This window comes from Psychrobacter sp. UBA6766, from assembly GCF_002453355.1.
Lineage (GTDB): Bacteria > Pseudomonadota > Gammaproteobacteria > Pseudomonadales > Moraxellaceae > Psychrobacter.
In genome coordinates this window covers 1-24,242 of the sequence record NZ_DKGQ01000042.1, presented here as the reverse complement: position 1 = coordinate 24,242, position 24,242 = coordinate 1, and the positions used below count along the sequence as shown (strand labels likewise).

The 24,242-nt window shown below is 44.2% G+C and carries 15 protein-coding genes, 2 tRNA genes, 1 other RNA gene and 1 pseudogene; 7 read left to right on the top strand and 12 right to left on the bottom strand.

Annotation, left to right across the window (positions count from 1 at the left end; genetic code table 11):
- Positions 1-186 precede the first annotated feature (186 nt).
- Positions 187-2,859: an alanine--tRNA ligase gene (alaS, locus tag B4K26_RS09305; RefSeq protein ID WP_296245053.1), complete on the bottom strand. Its 2,673-nt coding sequence runs from the start codon at positions 2,857-2,859 to the stop codon at positions 187-189.
- A 273-nt stretch (positions 2,860-3,132) separates the two neighbouring features.
- Positions 3,133-4,833, bottom strand: a complete 1,701-nt coding sequence (locus B4K26_RS09300; RefSeq protein ID WP_296245051.1) for a DUF389 domain-containing protein — start codon at positions 4,831-4,833, stop codon at positions 3,133-3,135.
- Positions 4,834-5,196: 363 nt separating this feature from the next.
- On the opposite strand from B4K26_RS09300, the gene B4K26_RS09295 reads away from it, so the two are divergent.
- Positions 5,197-5,409 (top strand): hypothetical protein, encoded by a 213-nt coding sequence (locus B4K26_RS09295; RefSeq protein ID WP_296245049.1) that lies wholly within the window; start codon positions 5,197-5,199, stop codon positions 5,407-5,409.
- A gap of 127 nt (positions 5,410-5,536) precedes the next feature.
- On the opposite strand, the gene B4K26_RS09290 is transcribed toward B4K26_RS09295, so the two are convergent.
- A complete protein-coding gene (locus B4K26_RS09290) occupies positions 5,537-6,820 on the bottom strand; it encodes a L,D-transpeptidase family protein (RefSeq protein WP_409521358.1) in 1,284 nt (427 codons plus the stop codon).
- Positions 6,821-7,353: 533 nt separating this feature from the next.
- On the opposite strand from B4K26_RS09290, the gene prmB reads away from it, so the two are divergent.
- The 4 genes from prmB to ssrA all read left to right on the top strand — a co-directional run bounded on the left by prmB (position 7,354) and on the right by ssrA (position 11,026).
- Positions 7,354-8,526: a 50S ribosomal protein L3 N(5)-glutamine methyltransferase gene (prmB, locus tag B4K26_RS09285; RefSeq protein ID WP_296245046.1), complete on the top strand. Its 1,173-nt coding sequence runs from the start codon at positions 7,354-7,356 to the stop codon at positions 8,524-8,526.
- An 89-nt stretch (positions 8,527-8,615) separates the two neighbouring features.
- A complete protein-coding gene (gene aroC / locus B4K26_RS09280; protein ID WP_296245043.1) occupies positions 8,616-9,719 on the top strand; it encodes a chorismate synthase in 1,104 nt (367 codons plus the stop codon).
- A gap of 191 nt (positions 9,720-9,910) precedes the next feature.
- Entirely contained in the window at positions 9,911-10,582 is a 672-nt protein-coding gene (locus tag B4K26_RS09275) for an alpha/beta hydrolase (RefSeq protein WP_296245040.1), read from the top strand.
- 85 nt (positions 10,583-10,667) lie between these two features.
- Positions 10,668-11,026: a transfer-messenger RNA gene (ssrA, locus tag B4K26_RS09270) on the top strand.
- 93 nt (positions 11,027-11,119) lie between these two features.
- On the opposite strand, the pseudogene B4K26_RS09265 reads toward ssrA, so the two are convergent.
- The 9 genes and pseudogenes from B4K26_RS09265 to B4K26_RS09225 form a co-directional block, all read right to left on the bottom strand.
- A pseudogene (locus B4K26_RS09265) lies at positions 11,120-11,335 on the bottom strand (IS5/IS1182 family transposase); the annotation flags it as partial.
- Between the two features lie 231 nt (positions 11,336-11,566).
- Positions 11,567-11,653, bottom strand: a tRNA-Leu gene (locus B4K26_RS09260).
- A 123-nt stretch (positions 11,654-11,776) separates the two neighbouring features.
- Positions 11,777-11,850: transfer RNA gene (locus B4K26_RS09255), tRNA-Cys, on the bottom strand.
- Between the two features lie 199 nt (positions 11,851-12,049).
- Positions 12,050-12,184 (bottom strand): putative transporter small subunit, encoded by a 135-nt coding sequence (locus B4K26_RS09250; RefSeq protein WP_296245038.1) that lies wholly within the window; start codon positions 12,182-12,184, stop codon positions 12,050-12,052.
- A gap of 112 nt (positions 12,185-12,296) precedes the next feature.
- The gene (locus tag B4K26_RS09245) at positions 12,297-13,931 is read right to left on the bottom strand and encodes a sodium:solute symporter family protein (RefSeq protein ID WP_409521359.1); all 1,635 of its coding nucleotides are present in this window, start codon (positions 13,929-13,931) and stop codon (positions 12,297-12,299) included.
- 908 nt (positions 13,932-14,839) lie between these two features.
- The gene (locus tag B4K26_RS09240; RefSeq protein ID WP_296245033.1) at positions 14,840-15,895 is read right to left on the bottom strand and encodes a formate dehydrogenase accessory sulfurtransferase FdhD; all 1,056 of its coding nucleotides are present in this window, start codon (positions 15,893-15,895) and stop codon (positions 14,840-14,842) included.
- Between the two features lie 51 nt (positions 15,896-15,946).
- On the bottom strand, positions 15,947-18,343 hold the full coding sequence (locus B4K26_RS09235) for an FdhF/YdeP family oxidoreductase (protein ID WP_296245031.1): 2,397 nt from the start codon (positions 18,341-18,343) through the stop codon (positions 15,947-15,949).
- A 213-nt stretch (positions 18,344-18,556) separates the two neighbouring features.
- Complete coding sequence (locus B4K26_RS09230) at positions 18,557-19,525, bottom strand: c-type cytochrome (protein WP_296245028.1); 969 nt, start codon at positions 19,523-19,525, stop codon at positions 18,557-18,559.
- Positions 19,525-20,901, bottom strand: coding sequence for a cytochrome c (locus B4K26_RS09225; protein WP_296245026.1), 1,377 nt, complete (start codon positions 20,899-20,901; stop codon positions 19,525-19,527). The genes B4K26_RS09230 and B4K26_RS09225 overlap by 1 nt, the downstream gene beginning before the upstream one ends.
- 236 nt (positions 20,902-21,137) lie before the next feature.
- Between B4K26_RS09225 and B4K26_RS09220 the strand changes: the two genes are divergently transcribed.
- Together B4K26_RS09220 and B4K26_RS09215 are read left to right on the top strand one after the other, a co-directional pair.
- Positions 21,138-23,357, top strand: a complete 2,220-nt coding sequence (locus B4K26_RS09220; RefSeq protein ID WP_296245025.1) for a sensor histidine kinase — start codon at positions 21,138-21,140, stop codon at positions 23,355-23,357.
- 73 nt (positions 23,358-23,430) lie between these two features.
- Positions 23,431-24,084 carry a response regulator transcription factor gene (locus B4K26_RS09215; RefSeq protein ID WP_296245022.1) on the top strand — a complete coding sequence of 218 codons (654 nt, stop codon included), beginning with the start codon at positions 23,431-23,433 and terminating at the stop codon, positions 24,082-24,084.
- The last annotated feature ends 158 nt before the right edge of the window (positions 24,085-24,242 follow it).

Here is a 24,242-nt window from a genome sequence, read left to right as displayed (position 1 = left end):
TTATAAAAATTGCGCCCTTTATTTGCTCTGCTATTTTACTGTTTATAACCATACACTTGATATGCTGACAGTCGTTAAGCGTGCTACTTTATACCATATTAGCGGTATAACTTTAAGTGCTAGCAAGCATTAGATATATGGCGATTGGTTATAACCGTTATAACCAATCGCCTATATTGCTACTATTTACGCAAGCTTTTCTGCAACCCAAGCGCTCAGTGCACTGATAACGGTATTGGTATTGGCAGATTTTGGCGCACCGCCTTGAGCATAATCAGGTTTACCGCCGCCTTTACCGCCAAGCTCGCTTGCCAAATGACGAATAATATCGCCTGCTTTGACGCGATCGGTCAGTGATTTATCGACGCTTGCCGCTAGGGCTAGCTGCTCGTCTTTATCGCCAATCAGTACAATCACGCTGTACGGCAGTTTTGATTTAACATCGTCCATCAGCGTACGAACAGATTTGCCGTCAACACCGCTTAAGGTACTAATCAGCACTGGCGTACCAGCGATGGTCTGTACTTCGTCAAGCAAGTTGGCCGCTTGAGCGCTGGCGATTTTTTGTTGTAGGCGTTCAAGCTGTTTTTCTAAATCGCGCTGCTTATCCGCCATGGTGCGCACACGCTGCGCAACCTCTGGACGCTTTACTTTCAATTGAGCGGCAAGCTCACTTAGTTGCTGCTCACTTTGCTGAATGTTTTTAATCGCATTCATACCAGTGACCGCTTCAATACGGCGGATGCCCGCGGCAATACCAGATTCGCTGGTAATTTTTAACACACCAATATCACCCGTACGCTGTACATGAAGTCCGCCGCACAGCTCAATAGAAAATGGCTGACGCTGACCATCAACGATACTGTCGGTGCCCATGGTCAAGACGCGAACGTCATTACCGTACTTTTCGCCAAACAGCGCCATCGCACCTTGCTTCATCGCTTCATCGATAGACATGTGCTCGATTCGGGCAGGGGTGTTGGCTTGGATTTGCTCATTGACAAGGCGTTCGATACGACTGATTTCTGAGCTACTCACCGGTTTATCATACGAGAAGTCAAATCGTAACACGTCGCTTGAAACCAATGAGCCTTTTTGCGTGACTGTATCGCCGAGTACTTGTCTTAGCGCCGCATGCAATAGATGGGTTGCCGAATGGTTTTTGGCGCTCGCCGCACGAATGCTAGACAATACCTGCGCATCAGCCGTTTGTTGAGCGTTAATCTCACCCATGGTGACCACACCATAATGAATAATGGCTTGGCCAGATTTTTTGGTATCTTGTACTTCAAAGACGCCCGTTGCGGTACGTATTTCACCAAGCTCGCCCACCTGACCACCGCCTTCAGCATAAAACGGGGTACGGTCAAGGACGACCACGCCTTCTGTACCTTCGTTTAAGCTTTCTGTCTGATTGCCGTCTTGATAAAGCGCATGAATGGTCACGCCTTCTTCTTCAAGTTGCTCGTAGCCGACAAAGGTCGTTGGGTTGTCTACTTGGATGACGCTACTATAGTCGACATCAAATTTGCCCGCATCACGCGCACGTTCACGCTGCGCTTGCATGTGTTCATCAAATTCTACTTCATCAATCACAATACCACGCTCACGGGTGATATCAGCGGTCAAATCAAGCGGGAAACCATAAGTATCATATAGCTTAAATGCTGCTTCGCCAGAAAGCGTGTCACCATCTTGCAAGCCTTCAAGCTCGCTGGCAAGCAGACGTAGCCCTTGCGCTAAGGTTTTGGCAAATTGTGATTCTTCTTTTTGAATGGCGTTTTCGATGAAGTTTTGCTTATCTTTTAGCTCGGGATAGGCGCTGCCCATCTCAGCAACCAAAGGTGCAACCATTTTATAAAAGAACTCACTGTCCGCACCAAGTTTATTACCATGACGTACCGCACGGCGAATGATACGGCGGAGTACATAACCACGACCTTCATTACTTGGCGTGACGCCATCAGCAATCAAAAAGGCTACGGCACGGATATGATCAGCGATGACTTTTAATGACGATTGCTGTTGATTCTGAATACCTAAAATCTCAGCGGCAGCATCCATCAAATGCACAAACAAATCTATCTCATAGTTGCCATGGACGCCTTGCATGATGGCACTGATGCGCTCGAGACCCATGCCGGTATCCACGCTTGGCGCAGGTAGCGGCAGCATGGTGCCGTCTTTTTGGCGATTAAACTGCATAAAGACGCAGTTCCAAATCTCGATATAGCGATCACCATCTTCTTCAGGCGTACCCGGCAAACCACCTTCAATATCAGCGCCATGGTCATAGAAGACTTCGGTACAAGGACCGCATGGACCGGTATCACCCATTGTCCAAAAATTATCAGAAGCGTAAGGCGCGCCTTTATTGTCACCAATACGAATAATGCGTTCGCTAGGAAGGCCGATGTCTTTATGCCAAATATCAAAGGCTTCGTCATCGGTTTCATAAATGGTCACATACAAGCGGTTTTTATCGATTGCCAACCACTCATCCGAGGTCAAAAATTCCCAAATGTAAGCAATACCTGCTTGCTTAAAATAATCACCAAAAGAGAAGTTGCCCAACATCTCAAAAAACGTATGATGGCGTGCCGTATAACCGACATTATCTAAGTCGTTATGTTTACCACCGGCACGAACGCATTTTTGTGAGCTTACCGCACGCGTATAGTCACGTGGCTCCATGCCCAAAAAGGTCTCTTTAAACTGATTCATGCCAGCATTGGTAAATAGTAATGTTGGATCATTGTAGGGAATCAAGCTCGACGAGGCGACGGCGGTATGCTGCTTGCTTATGAAAAAATCAATAAAAGCTTGACGAATATCGGCTGAGCGAAATGGCTGGCTCACAGCGGCTCCTTACTAACGAGTGGTTTCATTAAATAGAATAAGTAAAATAATTTTGCAAGCGATTTTAGCACAAACGTGCTAAGCGTGTTGAAGATTCATAAGCAAACACAAGGTAAATCCGGCTTAACTGTTGTGATTAAGCGAGCGTTTGCATTGAGTAATGGCTGCTGTTAAAGCGCTAAGTTTTTAACAAGTACCGTGGAGTTGGTATAAAAATTATCGTATCAAAGTCAAAGTATTTCATGAGAGGACTCAGCTAATCGATTAAATAACTTATTCAGTCAAAATAGTCACATCGGTTTCATCGAGCTTATCTTTAATCAATGGATGCGACTCGATAACTTGTACAGGCATATAGCGTAGCTGCAACCGAATCGGTAAATAATCGGGAAAATTTTCCGCCATATCTTTAGTAATCATCGCTTCAATGTGACGGACGTCATAAAAAGTAGGGGTCGTCTCGCCGCGAATCACCGCTCGCACAACTTGATTATTGTCGTTTTTATCAAACTGCGTATTGGTCAGCACATTGCCTTTATCACTAAAGTAGCTATTAATCGTCTCTTTGACGCTACTTTCAAATACTTGCTGCTTGGCATTCGTTTGTAGATTAATGGTTAAGTATGTTCCTAAACCGCCCAATAACAATAACGTTACCGCATTACGCCGCAAAAAAGTCAAATAGGTGCCGGATTTATAATCGTCATCGACCAAACGACGAAATCCTAACAGCCACAGCACTAAAGCGTTGGTAAATTGAATAGCAATAATATTGGTCAATGCCAGTAGCAGCGCGCCAAGTCCAAGCTGTATTTCATTATTGGCAAATAAAATCCCGCTAGCAGCAAGCGGTGGCACCAAAGCCGTGGCTACTGCAACGCCTACCACTGCCACCGACAAGTGCGGTGACACCATCGCATAAGCACCAGCCGTACCACCGGCAAGAGCAATCATTAAATCCATCGAAGTCGGCTGCGTGCGCGACAATATTTCGACGGTTAGCGGTTGATCTTTGTGAAGCCAACCGACCATAAATCCGACTAATACCACCAAAGAGATACCAAGAAACACCGTGATAAGTGATTTGCGTAATAGCGGCATACGGTGGTCAATAATCGCCAAAGCTACCCCAGTGATAGGGCCAAGCATCATCGCTACTAACATCGCGCCAATGACGACAGCCGCCGAGTTGGTTACCAGTCCATAGCTTGCAATGATAGCCGAGAGGATGTTCATGATGAAGTACATCTTACTTGGTAGTGCGTTGGCTTCAATTCTCACGCGTACTTCTGGATGGTCTACTTTTTTATTACTAAACTGCTCGGCAACAAATTGCTTATAAGATTCAAGTTTGGCTTCTTTTTTTTCTTTGACCTCTTCTTCGCCGTCTTTCTTTTCTTCGTTCGCGTCTTCTACGCTACTATTATTGTCGTTAGTTTGACTGGTACCTTGAACTTCATTACCTTCCTGCTCATTTTTATTTTTATCTTCTTCTTGGTCTGTATTTTCTGCCTCTAAGTTTTGTTCTAAGCTTTCTTGTATATTTGCTTCAGTTGCTGGCTTATCAGATTGAATGTCGTTTAAGTATGTCTGATTAAAGCCAGTTTCTGCTTCTGCTGCTACGCTGACTTCAACCTTGTCTTCTTGCTGAAAAAACGCTTCCGCTGTATCGGTAAATCCAGATTCTGCTCTATCATTCAATGATTCATTTGTGGCATGAGAATCTGCTTCAGAGGATTCTAATGAAGCAACCACGACATCAGGCGCCACCGTTTCCATTTTGATGGTCGTCTCAGGCGCTTGTCCATCTGCTGACTCTTCTGCTCGTTCTTTATCACTGTTATTTTCAGTGTTCGTTTGTCCGGTAGTATCGGCTTCACTGTTAACTTGACGGTCAGATTTAAATTTACCATCGTTTTGAGGTTCATTTACAGACAATGAATCGTTAGCGGTATTGGAGTCAGATGAGGTCATAGAAGAAAGCTTTATGAAAAATAAGGTTAAAAAACGAAGTTAGAGAGTTAAACGTTGTCGAATGTACGAGGCAAAGAATTTCAGAGCTAAAAAAAGCCAGAAGCTCACTATTGTAATGATAAATGGATAACGGTGTATGAGTTTTTTGGCACTAAATATAAGAGGGGATGAGTAGGTGATAAACAGGTAATTTGACAAGATTCTTATAGAAAAAATATAGAATGCAAATCAACAATTATAATAAGGTTTTCAGCGTGAATCACTTATTATAAGTGGGCTAAGAGTCTATAGGAAAAGGCTTACTATTTGTGTGGATTTAGTGTATAAAGGTATTATACCCACACAATAAATGAGGAATAAATTATGAACTGGCCCCTATTCTCCGTTATCTATTCAATAGCCGCAACTGTCACCATCGGTGTGTTCATGATTGCTGCTTTGATCACAGGGTTTAATCAAATTCCACATATTCAAATGGCGGTAGCAGTGGGCTTTATTTTGTCTATTCCTGCCGCATTATTCTTCACCAAAAAAGTCGGGAGTATTACCGGTAATGAAGAAGGTTATAAAGTGTGATTTTAAAGTGTAAAATGTTGACAGTAAGAAAAAATGATACTTAGCTCTAGATGTTACACAAAATAAAAAACAGCCCCTTTTTAGGAGCTGTTTTTTATTTGTTGTGATGGGCTGTTATTAAGATTACCTATTTAAGCTCAACGGTTGCGCCATTTTCGATATTAGCATAAACCTCTAACACATCCCAGTTTGTCAAACGGACACAGCCAGCTGATGCTTGGCGGCTGATACCTTCAGGCTTTGGTGAGCCATGTAGACCATAAGAAGGCTTGGACAAGCCCATCCATACGACACCGACAGGGCTGTTTGGTCCTGGTGGTAGCATGTGTACTTTTTTATCTGAGCCATTACCCACGGTCGCTTTGTACCACGGCATTTTTACTTTATTTACAATTTTAAATGTGCCTTGCGGTGAGGGCGTGGCATCGCTTCCGACAGTCGTTGGATAGGTAGCGACGAGCTTATCACCGTTATAAGCGTATAGGGTTTTGTCGGCTTTATTAGCAACGACACGGTTAATACGCTGTTTGAGTGGATCACGCGTGTTTAGAACCGTGATGGTTTCACCGGCTTTATACTCTTTGTTTTTATTCAACTTATCTAAGTAGCGTACGTCCATATGAAAGCGTTCGCCAAACATCTCTTTGATGTCTTGGTAATATAAACCTTTCATTTTCGACTTGGCTTCTGCGCCCGCAGGAGTGGTAGCAAAGTTGGTATTCACATCATCTTCAGTGATGGTATAAGTCACTAAAACTGGCTTATTTGCCGGGATATTTTTATTCAAAGCGTCCCACGTTTTTTGGTCCATTTTACCAGTGGCTGGCAAGCCTTTCATGGTTTGGAAGTTAATCAGCGCTTTTTTGCTGTTCATGCCCCAGCCGCCATCGATAGCACCAGGTGAGGCGTGGTTCCAATCTAATAGCGCCTGCATTTTGATGGTCATCGCTGAGTTGACTTTCATATTCGGTGTCCATGTCGCACCGTTGACTTGCTTGGCATAATTAGAGAGATTTAGCGTGGTATATTTTTTACCATCGACATCTTCGATACTCTTAATAGAAGTATCGGCTGGGCGGTTATTTGCTACTGCTGCATTAGGAGCGGCGACAGCTTGACCATCACTGATATCGTCAGTGCTATCAGACTGCACATCTTTACGAGCCAGCTCTTCGACGCTCATATTATCAGCGCTAACGGTCTGTTGCTCTGTATCCATTTGTCGCGCTGCATTTTCGTTTTCGTCGGCTTCTTGTTTTTCGTCAATCAACTGAGTCATACGATCAGGTGAATTAGACTTTAGAGCAGGCGTGGCTACAACAGGAGCGCGACCATCGATTGAGCTACTGCGGTTCTCTTGCACGTTGAGGCTAACTTTTTTAGCGAGACTAGGCTGAGCAATAGTAGACATTGAGTCAGCTTTGCGGACTGGCAAGGTGCGCGTATTATCGGCAGGTGCAGCAACGGCGCTGGCACTAACAATAGAGATAGCTATAGCGGTAATTAAAGGCTTCATTTTCATCATATTTGCTTACTTATGGTTATAACTAATGCGGCTATTATGCGCATAATTTAGGCGCTTCGCAAACTTTTGACACATCTTTTTTTGTTTAAGGCTTGCTAAACGTCAATGGTTGACGTATTCACTACAGTTGGGAAATAATTTAGTCATGCTGAGTATAGAAGTGTATGCAAATTTCTTCATTTACTGGGCGCTTTACACTCCAGTTGATTTGTACAATTTATATCGGTATTACTGTGTTTATTTTATAGTGAATTCACTATATGCAAGTTTTTTGGCTGTAAAAAACGCAGTCATTGGCGCGGCAGGATGTTTGCGTCTATAATGTATGACGAGTTTTTATTTAATAAATCAGCTGCTAATTGACAGCGATTTAACCCATCCGCATGTCGTTAATGAACATGCAATCAGTAAGGTGTGATATGTCAGAAGACCAAACCATGAGCGCAGAAGCGTTTCAAAATCAGTACTTTGCTGATGAGTCGCAAGGCTTAGAAGATGATATGACGTACGATTTGGAGTCAGGGCTGCTCGGTGAACACGATGAGTTTGCCAATCTGCGTGCCGAGCTTGCAGAGGCGCGTGAGCAGCTAGTCAGCATTCGTGATTTTATTCGTTTTGCCGTTACCCAGTTACGCAACTATGATGTGGTTGTTGCTCAAGGAACAACAGATGAATTTGCCGAAGCTTCTGCTATTGTGTTGCACACGCTGTCTTTAGATTGGTCAGCCAACGATCAGATTCTTGACTGTCGCTTGACCGCTTCAGAAAAACAGCAGGTGCTGAGCTTGTTAGAAGAGCGTATCGCTGAGCGCAAACCGTTAAGTTATTTGATCAATTTATCCTATTTCTGTGACCTACCTTTTTATGTCGATGAGCGCGTTTTGATTCCGCGTTCACCAATTGCCGAGCTGATTCGTCAGCAGTTTTATCCGTACTTTGATGTCAATGAGTTGGCAAAGCCGCTTGGTATGGGCATGAATAATCAAGCCGCCGCCTTCTTTGATCATGGTTTAGAGATTAAGCAGCTGTCGCAGCCTGAGCGTATTTTAGACTTATGCACGGGTTCTGGCTGTATCGCTATTGCGCTTGCGACTCGCTTTGTCGATGCTTTGGTCGATGCAGTTGATATTGATAAAGGCGCGCTGGAAGTGGCGATGGTCAACGTTGATCATCATGACTTAGGTCATCAAGTCAATGTGATTGAATCTGACTTATTTGCGAAGATTCCTGCTGAGCATCAATACGAGCTGATTGTCACCAATCCTCCCTATGTCGATGCGGCGATTATGGCAGATTTGCCGCCAGAGTTTTTATATGAGCCGGAACATGCGCTTGCTGCTGGCCAAGATGGACTGGACTTGGTACATCGTATCCTATTTGAAGCTCCGGATTATCTCAGTCCCGAAGGGTTGCTTGTTTGTGAAGTGGGCGATAGTGAATGGGCGTTAAAGCAAGCATATCCTGAAATACAATTCGATTGGTTAAAATTTGCTCATGGCGGCCATGGTATTTTTGCTATTACCTATGACGAGCTTATGACCCATCGTCAGTTATTTGACACTTACGTGCAATTATTGGATAGCAATCAATAATCAGCTAAATAAATACCAGCTAACTAATCATTAGCGCTGAGCGATTATCAAAATAATCAAAAGTAGATTTTACTTATTTAAGGATAAATATGGCTGGCAATAGTATTGGACAGGTTTTCACCGTAACGACGTGCGGCGAGTCACATGGGGCAGGACTTATGGCCATCGTCGATGGTGTGCCGCCAGGTTTGGAATTGTGCGAAGCAGATTTGCAGGTAGATTTGGATCGCCGTAAACCTGGAACGTCTAAATACTCGACCCAGCGCCGTGAATCTGATGAAGTCGAGATTATCTCTGGTGTGTTTGAAGGTAAAACCACGGGTACGTCGATTGGGCTTTTGATTCGTAACACCAATCAAAAATCAAAAGACTATAGCGACATAAAAGACACCTTTCGCCCCGGTCATGCCGATTATACCTATAGTATGAAGTATGGCTTCCGTGATTATCGTGGTGGCGGGCGTTCATCAGCCCGTGAAACGGCTATGCGTGTGGCCGCCGGTGCTATCGCCAAAAAATACTTGCATGAGCGCTTAGGTGTGCAAGTCCGTGGTCATGTCACCCAAATTGGCTCAGAATACAGTCAAGTGTTAGATCCGAACCAGATCGACTGGGACTTTGTGAATAGCAATCCGTTCTTCTGCGCGGATAAGGATGCGGTAAGTCGCTTTGAAGTCCTGATAGACAGCTTGCGCCGCGAAGGAACGAGCTGCGGAGCGCGTTTGGAGGTGATTGCTAGTGGTGTGCCTATCGGACTCGGCGAGCCGGTATTTGACCGCTTAGATGCGGATATTGCCCATGCCATGATGAGTATTAATGCGGTAAAAGGCGTTGAAGTTGGGGACGGGATGGCGGTGGCTGGACAGTTTGGTCATCGCTCACGTGATGAGATGACGCCAGAAGGTTTTACTGCCAATCATGCAGGCGGTATCTTAGGTGGTATCTCATCTGGACAAGACATTCGCGTGAGTATCGCCCTGAAACCTACCTCTAGTATTACGACAGCTGGCAAGAGTATCAATACAGAGGGTGAAGAGATTGAGATGCTCACCAAAGGTCGTCATGACCCTTGCGTGGGTGTACGCGCGACTCCCATTGCTGAAGCGATGCTAGCGATTGTATTACTGGATCACTATTTGCGCCATCGCGGTCAAAATGCCGATGTTGAGCAGCCTGTGCAGTCGATTACTTAGATTTTCTGCCATCTATTTATTTGCCCTTTGTCGCATCTACTGCTGTTCTATTAGATACGTTAGAGGGTTTTTTTTATGCATGCCTCAAAAGTTAAGTAGGTAAGTTATAAACTCTCATTTAAATACGGTATGTCTTGCTTAATCAAACAAAAAAATCTGGTTTTATTTATCAGTTAAAGGAACTTAAAAACATGAGTAACTATTTAGATGCTGTTATTGTTGAACACAATCCTAAAAACAGAGTGATTGACCGAGCCGTCATCTGGCTGCATGGCTTGGGGGCTAGCGGTCATGACTTTGAGCCAGTTGTTCCACAGTTAGGTCTTGCGGATGACATGGCGGTACGTTTTATTTTTCCCCATGCTCCACAGCGTCCAGTGACGGTTAATGGTGGTATGGTCATGCCCGCATGGTATGACATCTTAGAGATGAGCCTTGAACGTAAAGTCGATATCGCTCAAATCGAAGAATCTTCTCAGCAAATCTATGATTTGATTGCTCGTGAAATTGAGCGCGGTGTTAAGCCGGAGCATATTGTCATTGCAGGATTTTCGCAGGGTGGGGCAGTGGCATATCATGTGGCGCTTGGTTATCCACAGCGCTTAGCAGGCTTGATGGCGCTGTCTACCTATCTTGCGACCAATGACAATATCAACTATAGCGCTGCCAACAAAGACATGCCGATATTAATTGAACATGGTACGCATGACCCTGTTGTACCTGTGGTATTAGGGGAGCAAGCCCAGAATTTGTTATCGGCGAAAGGCTATAGTGTCGTTTACCATACCTATCCAATGGCGCATCAAGTTTGTATGCCGCAGATTCAAAATATTGGCCAATGGATGAATAAAGTTTTGGCTTAAACGATTGAGCTGTAACTTAATGTAATACGGGGATTTTATAGGTTGAAAATCTATGGTTAATTCCTATATAATAGTCAGTCTTATTGGGGATGTTCTGGCTTCGACGCTGGTGATGAAACTCAATGATGCATGTCGAGAGTGTATGTCCTCTCGTTAATCAAACATATATTGTTATAGTCGCAAACGACGAAACTTACGCTCTAGCAGCTTAAACCCTGCTTACTTGGTTGCTGATCACCTACAGTTGGTCAACTAAGTTGAAGCGTCCGCATGTAGGCTCGCCACAAGTGATTGTCTCAATCGCTTGGGTTCAAAAGTAGAGAATCGTCCAATCCATCCTGACTGTCGGATCGGTGCGGATTAAAACTAAAGACAGAAACTAAACATGTAGATTCATGAGCGTAATGCTGGCGGACGCGGGTTCAACTCCCGCCATCTCCACCAAATATTAAAAATCCGATTACTTAACGTGGTCGGATTTTTTTACTTATATCGTCTGCCCTATGAGAAAAGTCTTATATTTCATCAATTTTCTTAATCAGTTATTTCATCTGCAACTTGACTGTCATGGGCTTCACCCTCTACAACTTTAAAATTGAGCGGATGCCCATCGGCATCACAGGATAGATGTATCTTTGTAGTTGCTTCGCCACGGCTTCTTTCAATTGTTCGAACTTCACCAAACCGAGCTCCACTTGCATGCTGATGACACCGTATATAGCTTCCGTCGATGAATACCCATTCCGCATCGATTAAAATGCATGCTTTATTTTAGAAGAAATATACGCTTTTTCCAGCTAGGGCGTGTCCTCAATTCATCTTGCAATGAATAATGGTGTACACCCTAAACTGAGTAATAATATAAATTAGAACAGGAGAGGAGAAAAATACTCGTTATGAAGGGTTTTGTAGAAAAACGGGCAATAAGGATAATAAGAAAAATAAGAAAAAGGCTTCCAATTGCTTGGAAGCCTTTTAATATAATGGTACCCGGAGCCGGACTTGAACCGGCACGCTATTACTAGCGAGGGATTTTAAATCCCTTGTGTCTACCAATTTCACCACCCGGGCAAAACTTGTATTATCTATAAAGTAAGCTTTCTACTTGCTAGATAGTGGTCGCTATTATAAGCATTTTCATTAATAAAGCAAGCTAAAATTAACGTCATACTTATAAATTTTAAGCTAAATAATTGGAGGCTGAGGTCGGAATCGAACCGGCGTTAACGGAGTTGCAGTCCGCTGCATGACCACTCTGCCACCCAGCCAATCAAGGATGCCTATATTAGCAAAAATAATTTAAATTACAAGTCATTTTTTAATGAAATGTAACTTATTTGCTAAGTTGTCGTTGTTTACTCATAATTTCAAGGTTATTTGCCCATTAATCAAACAAATCAAGTCATCATTAAGCTTAAACTCAGCGATGACTTGTCTAAAACGATTGTCCCAGTTGGTTGTTATCTGTTAAACAATATCTTGATTATTTCGTTTTGCTTTTTTGATATCGTGATAAGTTGCGGTACAAATTAATATCAGCACGCCAAGCGTAATCGCTGGCCAAATGAGGATATATAATCCATAGATAAAGACGTTGTCCATGATGTCTCCTTATTGTGTTTATGTACATTTTTTTACTAAAATTAAGCAGGAATGGTTAGCCGATCATTAGCCAACCATCAATTGTTAATACTATTTTTACTTAAGATTTTTGTCATTGCTGTGCTTGCGGCTTTTTATCATAGTCGCCGACCCGTTTTTTAATCAGGTCAAAGTCAAAATGCTCGTTACCTATGAGGCTGACAATCACACAGACAATGGTACTAGCGCCATAAGCGGTCAGTGAAGCAAGTAGGACCATATATTGGCGTAGAAAGCCTGTGGCAAAGATGAGCATCAGTACCAGTGTGATAGCAGCAGCGCCCATGCCGATTTTTCGACCCAAGAAGCCAAAAATCATCAATCCAATGACCACAGCAGCACCAACACTGGCCAAAATCTCAAAAAATAGAGCAGTGAAACCTATAATCGGTATCAGCTCGAAGCGCGCGACGCAGAATAATAGAAGTCCGACGATGACGGCTGAGGTAAAGGCGACATTGGTCACTCGATTCCAGAACACACTGGCAATTACAGGGAATACGATCGTGCCCCATAATGCGCCAACGAAAACTAGCATCACTAAAATATCAAGCTTAAAGCTGGCGAAAATCAATCCAGCGGCTGTAGCGATAATCATCGTTGAGCGTCCGACCAGCATCATGGTTTTTGGTTTAATGCGCCCTTTGGCGATATTTTTGCCATAAACGTCTGCCATCATAATCGTTGATAGCGCCGATAAATCTGAGTCAGCGGTTGAAGACAGCGAACCAATTACCAAAATAAAGAACAATGCAATAAATATCGGATGTAGATAGGTGCTGACCATTTGCGGGATTAAGTTATTCATATTGCCGTCGAGCGGTTCAATACCCATGGTCAATGCCATCAAGCCAATCATGCCAAGACCAATGACAATACCAGCGTAGCCGACCGTTGCGGTAACAAAAGTGGCTTTGATTTTGGTTTTATCAATAGCAAATAGACGCTGGGTAATAGTTTGGTTACCGATGGCATAAGCCAACACTGCGACAAAATAAGGTGCACCTTGCTGAAAGAAAGCTTCAGAAGAAAATAAATTTTGCTGCTCTAACGTTAAATTCGACAGGCCGCTGACCATGACCGAAGGCCCACCCATAGCAAATAGCACTGCAGGAATGATGATGACTCCGATCGCCATCAAGGCGACCAGTTGGGCAAAATCGGTAAACACCGATGCCCGAAATCCTGAGGTTAATGTATAGCTGAGCACGCCGACACCTGCAATGATGACACCGGTCTGAAATGATAGCGGCGATAATACTGACACCAAAGCACCAGCGGCAGTGAAGTTGACCATCAAGCTAATTAAGCTGCCCATAAGGTTGGATATGGCTAAAATTAATTGGCTTGATGATCCGTGGCGCGCGTGGATAAGTTCACCTAAAGTATGACCATTAGGAGCAAGTTCTCGAAAGCGCATACCAAAGGGGTAGATGAATAAAATCATCAAAGCGCCCCAAAAACCATAATGTATCGGTCCTGAAACGCCATATTTATAACCGGAGGTTGCAGCCGCATAAAACGACGCCGCCCAAATCCAAGTTGCTGTCATACTTGCCGCGCCCATACCGAAGCCGACATTGTGACCGGCAACCATAAATCCAGAAGTGGTTTCCTTGTCTTTTTTAATTAATAGAGACAGCAGATAAGTACCGCCGTAAAACCCTAGTAATAATAAAATAATGGTCAATGATGAAAATTGGAACAATGACTCAGTTTTCAAATTCATACCTCGCAATTGTTTAAATGAATAAAGGTTTGAGTTAAAAGTAGTGCCATAAACCTTTAGGAATGTAACGGGACGAATGGACCCTATTTGCTACGTATATAAACGAGCAATGACATAAACAGTGATGACAGCCAGACGCTTACACTAAGTAGGATGCTATTTTTTTCATCAAACACAGGCTATTAAACGAATATTTAAAAAAATACGTGCTAAAAGGCTGTCTTAGAAATAATGGCAGCAACTCTCAATAGGCGTCTGTTAATGGATTGACCATTACGCTGTCAAGTGATGCATACTCGATAGTAGCGATACGCTAAAAGAAGCTTATGAGATAAACATCTATAGCAAAAATACGGATAAGCACTAAGTCTGAACTGCTTGACTTGTGCCAGATTAGACAGCTTATAGTAGCTGCGATAGACAATATTTAAGGTAGCATATTACCCATTTTATTGCCTGTGAGCTATCATCCGACGTCGTGATGATAAGTAACGTTTTATGGAAGCGGTTGTCCTCACTTACTTATCATTTATAAATAAAACTACAGCCATGTTAAATTCTAGTAACATGTTTGTGCGGTAAGAGTAACCCATTCTGTCTCTAATCTCAAATTCTACCGCAAACTTCGTAGTCAAACAGGATTAAGACAAACTACTAGATAGTTAATAAAATAACCGTAATGAGTAGGGAAAAACTGAATTTTGAAGAGAGATTTAAAAAAATTCAGTAGTCTCGATGGAAGAGTGACGGTGAATGACAGTAAGGATAATAGGATATACGAAAGGAAGATAGATTGAGTTGAGCTGAGTTGAAAATGATAGGTAATATGCTCACAGTTTAGCAATGCTATTAGATAGATGTAATAGAACGGCCATCAGTTTACTATTTTAAGCGTTTGAATAGTTCGTATAATAAGTGACGCGGTCATCACGTAAAAACCCTGCCAGTCCCAAGCCGTAGCGCTCAGCGACACGAACCGCGGTACTGGTCGGCGCCGACATACCCACTAACCAAGGAATGCGACTACGAATGGATTTTTGTACCAGCTCAATAGACAAGCGCGAGGTCATCACCACGCATGTTACCTCCGCTTTATGACGCAATTGCCAACCGATGAGTTTATCAAGTGCGTTATGACGTCCGACGTCTTCAAATAAATATAAATCATTGCCTTGCATGGTTGCGGCAGCATGAACCGCGCCAGTTAACTGGTGGGTATGCTGCGCAGTATCAATTTGCTGTCGCATTTGCAATAGATAGTTGAGATTGGGCGTGGTTGATTGTAGGGGCTGTTGGACTTGTTGCGAGCTTGATGATGAATAATGACTCAAATCGGGAAGGGCTTGGGAAAGCCCTGTAATACCGCACATACCGCAGCCTGTACGACCAGCTAGCTGACGTCTTTGGGCTTGAATACGCTGATGACAGCGCTGATTTAACACCAGCTCCACTACATACACATCGTAATCTTGCAATTGCGCTGAAAACTGCTCAAAGCCAGTCTTTTCGGCAATCAAATCATCCGTTAAATCACTGGTAAATCTTCGATAACTGGCAATATCGGTCAGTTGCGTCACCTCCCAGTCTAATAACTCATAACTATGATGAATCAGCCCTTCACTGTATAAAAATCCAATGGCAAGATATTCAAGCTGATAGGGGCTTGCCATCAGTATGGCGTAATGAATCCCGTTAATGACGATGGCAATGGCTGCCTCCACTGCTAGCATCGCTGATTTATTGTCAATCTCCATCTCTGGAGTTTTATCAGACATATCTGATGTAGATACATAGGCATGTTTTTGGGTTAAATGCAGACGCGATAAGGGTACTGTCTGTGTATCCTTTAATGATTCAGCAGCAGTAGCAGTATAGGTTTCTAAACGATCGGCTACGCCATTTATCAAAGGTTCTACTGCAGCTGAGTTGTTTTTACTGACCATTATTTTTACTAACCATTATTTTTAACCATTTTTTAATCTAACCATCTTTTATTAAGCGCTGGCAACTAGTTTGCCTTCATTGACGCGCTGTAAAATAACGGTGACAGACTTGTAAGAGGGCGTTCTTGAGTCGGGCGCATGACTGTCTAAATCGATAAGGTCGTTACATTCAGGATAATAAGTCGCCACGGCATTGGCAGCAATATCCATCTCGGTAAGGATGAGCGGCCCTAAGGTACGGCGCTCATCCTTGCTGTCTTGACGCGATACCATCACACTATCGCCCTTTTGCCAACCTAAACGCTTGATTTCATCTGGATGCATAAACAACACATCACGGCGGTTGGTTCGGCGATAGCGGTCTTGATGGCCGAAAATCATGGTGTTAAATTGATCATGACTGCGAACACTGGTTAGTTGCCATACTTTTTGCTCAGGGCTTTGGGTTTGATTGTGATCGCTATTGCTTGGATGAATCTCGGGTTCATTATTTTTGCTATGGTCGTTTTTAGCATTGTTATTTTTAGCATGGCTATGATAGCTTGATGTGGTTTCTGCCATTTGCGCTGCGACATAAGTAATGGAATATTGCGGTACTTCAAATTGGGCTTTACCACTATCAGTAGTCCAGACGCGATGACGTGCAGGATGATACAAATGAAATCCACGCTCGCTTTCGCGGATTCGCTGGTTAAAGTTTTCAAAGCCGTCAATGGCTTGAGCGATATAATTACGGATGATATCGAAGTCGCTGCTCATGGTTTGCCATGGAATAGACGAATCGGCGTCAAGCACATGGGTTGCCATATCGGCCACAATTTGCGCTTCAGATTTTAAATCATCACTAATCGGCTCAATGCGACCGCGAGTAGGAACAATTTGGCACATCGAGTCTTCAATCGTCGCGAACTGCTCACCTTTTTCCGTTACTAAGCGTTCGGTACGGCTGATACAAGGTAAGATAAGGTTGTTTTTACCTGGATATAGCATGGTTTCATTAAGTTTGGTGCCAATAAAAACATTAAGCTCGGTAGTGGTTAAGGCCGTTTGAATGGCACTTTTATCGGGGGCGGCGACGGCATAATTACCGCCCATGCTAATAAAGGCTTTGAGCTTACCTTGCATCAATGCTTTTGCCCCAGCGATGACATCAAGCCCATCTTCTTGCGGCATAGGGCGCTTGAACACGCGCTCAAGGCTATCAAGTAAGCTCTGTTTAGGGCGCTCATGGATTCCCATGGTGCGATCGCCCTGCACATTTGAGTGACCACGCACTGGTGAGGCGCCTGCGCCATCGACACCAATCATACCCATGAGTAGCAGCAAATTGGTAATCATGGCGACGTTATCTTCGCCTTGGACATGTTGGGTAATACCCATGCCCCAGGTGCAAATGGTTGCGGGGCTATCAGCAACAAGTTTGGCAAGTTTGACAATGTCCGCTTTACTGATACCGCAGCCACGCTCTACCTCTGTCCAAGACTGCTGGCGTAACCAAGTATCTAGCGCTTCATAGCCTGATGTATGCTGCTCAATAAAATCACGATCAATTTTACCGTTTTTGGTCAGCCATTTGGCCAAGCCCGTCAATAAAGCGGTATCACCACCGATTTGAATTTGAATGACTTCATCAACCATTTCGTCACTTTGCCCTGCGGCCATATGGGTTGGTTTTTGCGGATTTCTAAACTTGCTTAAACCTTGCTCACGCATCGGGTTAATAGAAATGATTTTGCAGCCTTGCTTATGAGCGTGTGCCAGCATCTCAAGCATACGCGGATGATTGGTGGCAGGATTTTGCCCAAATAGCATAATCAGCTTCGCCTGCTCAAAATCTTCCAAAACTACGGTGGCTTTACCGACGCCTAACTGTTTGCCGAGCATCACTGACGTTGGCTCGTGACACATGTTTGAGCAATCTGGCAAATTATTGGTGCCAAAACAGCGTACGAACAATTGGTACATAAAAGCAGGCTCGTTAGTGACGCGTCCTGAGGTGTAAAATAACGCTTCATCTGGCGAAGCAAGATTTTTTAACGTATCAGCAATACACTCATAAGCCGCCTGCCAAGAAATCGCCACATAGCGGTCTTGCCCCGCATCATAATATAACGGCTCTGATAAGCGGCCGCTGTGCTCAAGCTCGTAGCCTGACCAGCCTTGTAGTTCTTTAACGCTATGTTTGGCAAAAAAGGCTGCATCGGCGCGCCTGCTCATCGTTTCACTAGCAATGACCTTAATCCCTGTCTCACAGACATCAAGGTTTTTATGAGTCTTATGATCTGGCCATGCGCAGCCCGGACAGTCAAAGCCGCTGTTGGGCTGATTGCTATGCAAAATACTTATGCTGCCACGCAAAAAAGCCTTGTAATCCATTAGCTTACGAGTAGAGGCAACCAAAGCTGGCCAGCCAGCGGCAGGGTGGGGATAAACAGGAATTTTGCGCATGACAGACCTCATAAGCGAATGGCGATAAGTAAGTATGACTGTAATAAAAGTCATTGCCTTAAGCACTACTATATAATGGCTGGCCAAAATTTTTTAGTATCATTACCTATAGATAACAAAAAACCTCAAAGCAAGTCATGCGTTTGAGGTCTTTTATAGGAAAAATTAATTTTACTGCTATTTGGTTTACTACGTCTTGATTTGATATGTCATTTAATAACGCGCATCTTTGGGTTTTTTACCATTAGGCCAGTCGTTTACTTTGCCAGCAAAGTCAGGACGCGGTTGATGAGTAAAAAATTCAGCAACATCGATGGCATCTTGATCACTGAGCACATTGCCATGACCCCATAGTCCTTTGGTTTGAATACCCATCGGCATATTATATTTGACAAAAGCCGCCGCTTTATAAGTACGCGCCATGCCCGCACCGATATTAAAGGATTCATCGCCCCATAATGGCGGGAAGACAATATCGCCGCGACTGTCTTTTATGCCTTCGCCGTTGTCACCATGGCAGGTGGCGCATTGTGCTTGGTAGATTTTCTCACCGCGTACAGGATTACCGACCAAGGATTCATCGACTTTACCCGCGTTTTGGATATCGACCTTTTGCTCTTTTGGCGTATTTTGTGACAGCCATTTCATATAGGCCAACATCGCCAGCATTTCAGGTGATTTGGGCTCTAATGGTTTGCCATTCATTGAGCGCTGGAAGCAGCCGTTGATGCGTTTGGTCAAATCGATCTCTTTACCCGCGCGCGGCATCACGCGCGGGTAGAAGTTGTAACTGTTGATATAAGGGTCGCCAAGCGGGATTTTACCTTGTGAGATATGGCAGCTATTACAGTTCATTTGTGCGCCGACATGTTCGGGTAATAAGCGCTTGGTTTCGTTTAACAAGCGCTTACCATAAAAAATTTCATCAGCGTTTGGCTCATCTAGGATAGAAGTATCTTGCGGCAGCACATAAGTACCAATGTCTTCGTTGGCATCATCCGCGGTGACCAGGCCATATTTAGGCGCGTTTTGCTCAGCAGGCTCGGGCTGTGAGCAGCCACTACCGATAGCGGCGATACTAAGCGCTGAAGCAGTCAGTACAGTGGTGGTTAGTTTGCCCATTTTCATTTTCTGAGAGATAACGCTAACAACAGCAAGCAGGTTGTGTGGACAGATTTTCATTATTTTGCTCCTTTTGTTTGCGCGTCAATACTTAGGTCTGGGGCAATATCGGTACTGGTTTTTGGTTTTTTAGCGAGGAAAGCGCGCATTTTTACCACATCGTCAACACCGATTTCAGGCGCTTGGTTGGTCCAGCTATTACGGACATAGTTGACCACTTCTGCTACATCCGCATCACTTAGGTTGATAAATTCAGGCATGGTAAAGGCCATGCGGTCGTGCGGCGTTTCGGGCATGCGGCCACCGCTCAAGGTGATTTGTAATACTGAGTCGGCATTTTTCGCATATACCGCGCTATTGCCATCAAGGGCTGGGAAAATACGCGCCACGCCTTTACCGTCAGCACGGTGGCAAACTTGGCAATACTCGGCGTACAGAATTGAGCCGCGCGAATCATAGTTGCCATCAAGCAGTTTTTGCGTGGTCATGTCTTTTTTCGCTGGCAAGGTTGTTTCTTTATTTGGCGCTGGCGCTAAAGTCTTTAGATAAGATGACATGGCGTTGATATCATAGTCTGTCATATATTGCGTGCTGTGCTCGACCACTTCGGCCATAGCGCCGAAGGCTGCTGTGCTGTCCGTGCGACCAGTTTTAAAGAAGTCATTTAATTCTGCAACGGTCCACGTAGCCAAACCACGATGCTCACCGCGGATACTTTTGGCGCGCCAGCCATCGATGACCGCACCGCTCAAATATTCATCTGAATCGGCATTGCTTAGGGCGATTTCTTGGAAACCGATACCGCGCTCAGTATGACAAGAGCCGCAGTGTCCAGGACCTTCAATCAAATACTGGCCACGGGTCAATAGCGCATCATCAGTTTCTGGCACGAAGTCACGTTTTGGGTCAAACATTGTTTGCCAATAAGCCAGCGGCCAGCGCCAATTGGCTATCGGCGGCAACTCACTTTTTAAGTTGGCTTGCTTAACGGGTTTGACGTCAGACATAAAATAGGCGTACATCGCGGCCAAATCTTCATCGGGCATGAGCTGATAAGACGGATAGGGCATGGCAGGATATAGCGCTTTATTATCACGGCGCACGCCATGCTTGACGGCATTTTTAAAGTCGCTAAAGCTATATTGACCAATACCGGTTTCTTTATCAGGGGTAATATTGGTTGAATAAATGGCCCCTAGTGGCGTCAGCATCGGCAGACCGCCGGCATAAGTTTCACCATCAAGCGTCGTATGGCAGGCGACACAGTCAGCGGTACGCGCAATATATTGCCCTTGTTTTATCAGGGCAGGGTCGCTGATATTGACCTCAATGTCACTGCTAGTCGTTCGCGTATTAGGCAGTATTTGCCCAATGATAAACGCTAAAATTAGCCCTACAATGGCTGCCATAATAATGATTAATGGCCACTTTTTCATAAGCCTGCCCTCCATAAGATATCTTTACTAAGCTTCTCACTCATCATCACGATTTAATGACGTCCATTAGGCGTCCTTATTAAATATTCTGAAGTTAAACTTAGTGAATGAAAAGTTACACGATTGTTATCTAGTATAAGATGGAGGGAGGCATTGCGATATTGTGGAAAACCACATTATAGTTATGGTCTTCATTTATAATGGCTATTTGATAGCTCAACTGTAAGGCTAGGTTTATGGTTAAAAAGTCTAAAGTCTGGGCTATTTTGAAGGCTTATTTTATTATCGTTGTAGCGTCCTTCCTTTGGTTGATGCTAGGCAGGGCCAATGCGCAAACCTACTATTTGGGCGTGCTGGCACCGCAAGGTGAAACAGTGGCGCAAGAGCGTTGGCAACCGTGGCTCAATGAGCTTAATGAGCAACTCCGAGAAGACACAGTGGTCTTAGTGCCGCTAGCGTTAGAGAATTGGCAGCAGGAAATCGAAGCGCAGCAATTTGCCTTAGTGCTTGGCCCGCAAGTACAACTGATTAAAATGAATACCACGCATTGGCGCTGGCTTGCAACCTTGGAAGCCGATACAGAGCCCGCTCAATTGTATAGGCCTGACGATAACCGTGGTAAATACCTTCATGAAAAAAGTTTCAGTAAAAGCGCTGATAAGCCGCTTTCTACAACGGTTAATCTAGCCAATGAATTTAATAAGCTGTCTCAAGATAGGCAGTTAAAAGGACCCAGCGCCATGGAAGCCGTCGCCAGTGCACTTTGGGTAAAGGAGGACAGCGGTATTTATCAGTTGCAAGATTTGCAGCAGCGCAAAATTGCTGCCGTCGATAGCGAGGCTTTCGGCGGTTATTTACTGGTCGCACATTTATTACAGCAAAACGGCGTACCGTCTAATCGTTATCGGTCTCAGTTTGTCGGCTATCCTATTGAGCGCACATTATATGCGTTGGCGAATGGCAGCGTAGATGCAGCGATTGCGCCGCTTTGCTTGATGGAAGAGATGGTGCGGCAAGGGAAAATTAGTAAGAAACAATACCGTCTTATTCACCCTATGGCAACCGCATCTAGCTGTCAGTCTTCAACAAAGATATATCCCAATTGGACATTGGCAGCGACTGAGCAAGCACCTGCGGCACTGATTCGGCAAATCAATCAAAATTTATTTGGTTTGAGTCAATATGGAAAGAGTCAACCAGAGCAAGAGTCGTTAGGAATAGGACAGCGCTGGCTACCACCCGAATCGAGTAGCGATGCTGAACGTATTCTTTATGATATGAACCGTCATCCGGCTCAAAAGCAGCTGGGCGCGCATATGCTCGATTGGGTAAAGGCGCATCGATTGTGGATGGCGGTTATTGTCTTAATCATACTGATATCGACGGTAAATTATGCGTGGATGAGCTGGCTGGCATGGCGACGACGGCAAAAAATCATTCTGCAAAATCAACTGATTCGTGATTATGACCAGCAGCTACGTCAATCAGAACGCTTCGCTGTCATCGGTGAGATGAGTGGATCAATCGCCCATGAAATCAATCAGCCGCTGGCGACCATTCAAAATTATGCGCAAGGCTTATTGATTCGCAGCCAAAGCAATGTCAGCCGCCAAGACAGTAAAGAAAGTACGGGTCTGGATAAAAACTCTGCCCGTAGTTTGAATGCGCTAGAAAAGACGCTAACGGACAAGCAAGTGCTAGAAAAGCAAGCAATAGACAAACAAGCGACAGAAAGTGCATTACAGCAAATTGTCAATGAAACCGAACGGGTCGCGGCTGTCATCAGTAATATTCGGCGCTGGGCAGGGCGCGCGCAGTCGGATGAAGTTGAGGTGGATATCGCCACTACCTACGAGCAATGTATATTGCTGCTTGGTGAAAAGGCCTCAAGTATTGGTTTTTGGCTGGCGAGTGACTACCAGTCTTTGCAGTTGCCAAGCTTGGCTCTTGACCAATTATTGCTGAATAGCATGGTTAATGCCGAGCAGCAAGGGGCGACGCAGATAATGCTACGTTGTCAGACAGAAGATTATAAAGGCAAATCCTATATAGTGTTGCATATAACCGATGATGCAGGCGGTTTTGATGAGGCGCAGTTGCTTAACCATAAACCTTTAGAAGGTAATCAGCAGTTAGTTGAGGGTCAATCACAACAGCGTCCGACTAATAAATATGCCACCAAATCGACCAAAGAAAATGGTTTAGGCTTGGGGCTGATGATATGTCAGCGTCTTTGCAAATCACTTGGCGGTATGATGCAGCTTGGCAATATCGAAGTCCAGCAAGAGCTCAATGCTATTCAAGCGTTAGATGGTTATCAGCAACGCTTAAAGCGGTCGTTAAATGGTAAAGTGCGCTTGATGAAAACTGAAAATATCTATCCATTAGCAAACAAGGTAGGCGCACAAGTGTCTTTTTATCTGCCGCTGCACTTGGCTGATAATGCGGAGAAATAAGATAATAAAAACAGAGCTATGTAAATCCAAGTATTTATAAAATCTGCAAATAAACTTAATCATAAGGTTGCGTATGAATGCTCAGCATAATTCAATTAAGCACTCAGAATGGCAGACGCCAGCTGATAGCAATAATGAACCTCTATTGATTCATATCATCGACGATGAAGAAAGCGTGCGTACATCCTGTAACTTTCTGATTAGCAGTTTAGGATTACCGACCCAAGTGTGGTCAAGTGCCCTGATATTTCTGCAGCGAGTCGATATCTACCGTCCCGCAGTGATCGTCAGTGATTTAATGATGCCAGAAATGAGCGGTCAGGCACTACAAGCGCAGCTTAATCAACATGACAGTCCGATAGCCTTTATTGCCTTAACTGGCAAGGGTGAGATTGCTGATGCCGTGGATATGCTCAAACAAGGCGCCGCTGATTATTTAGAGAAACCGATTAATAGCCACCGTCTCCAAGAAGCGCTTGAGCGTGCGCAAGTATTAACACTCAAGCGTGCTCAGCTTTATGCTATTAAAAAACTCTATGCGCAGCTGACCGATAAAGAAAAGCAGGTCGCTCATGAATTGCTGCAAGGAAATCTGAATAAAAACATCGCTGACCATTTGGATGTGTCCGTACGTACGGTCGAGGTGCATCGCTCACAAGTGATGAAAAAAATGCAAGCGCAGCATGTCAGTGAGTTGATTCAAAAATTGATGTTGCTTGAAATTTAACGTTTAGAGCTATTGCTGTAGCTATAAAAAAACGCCTAATAAGTAGACGTTTTATTTTTTAAAATCTTAGATTAACACATGAAGTGCGATTTCCAAGAGCAAGTGAAAAAAAGAGCTAGATGCGGTAGCATCAAAGTCTTTATCCACCGACCAAAGTG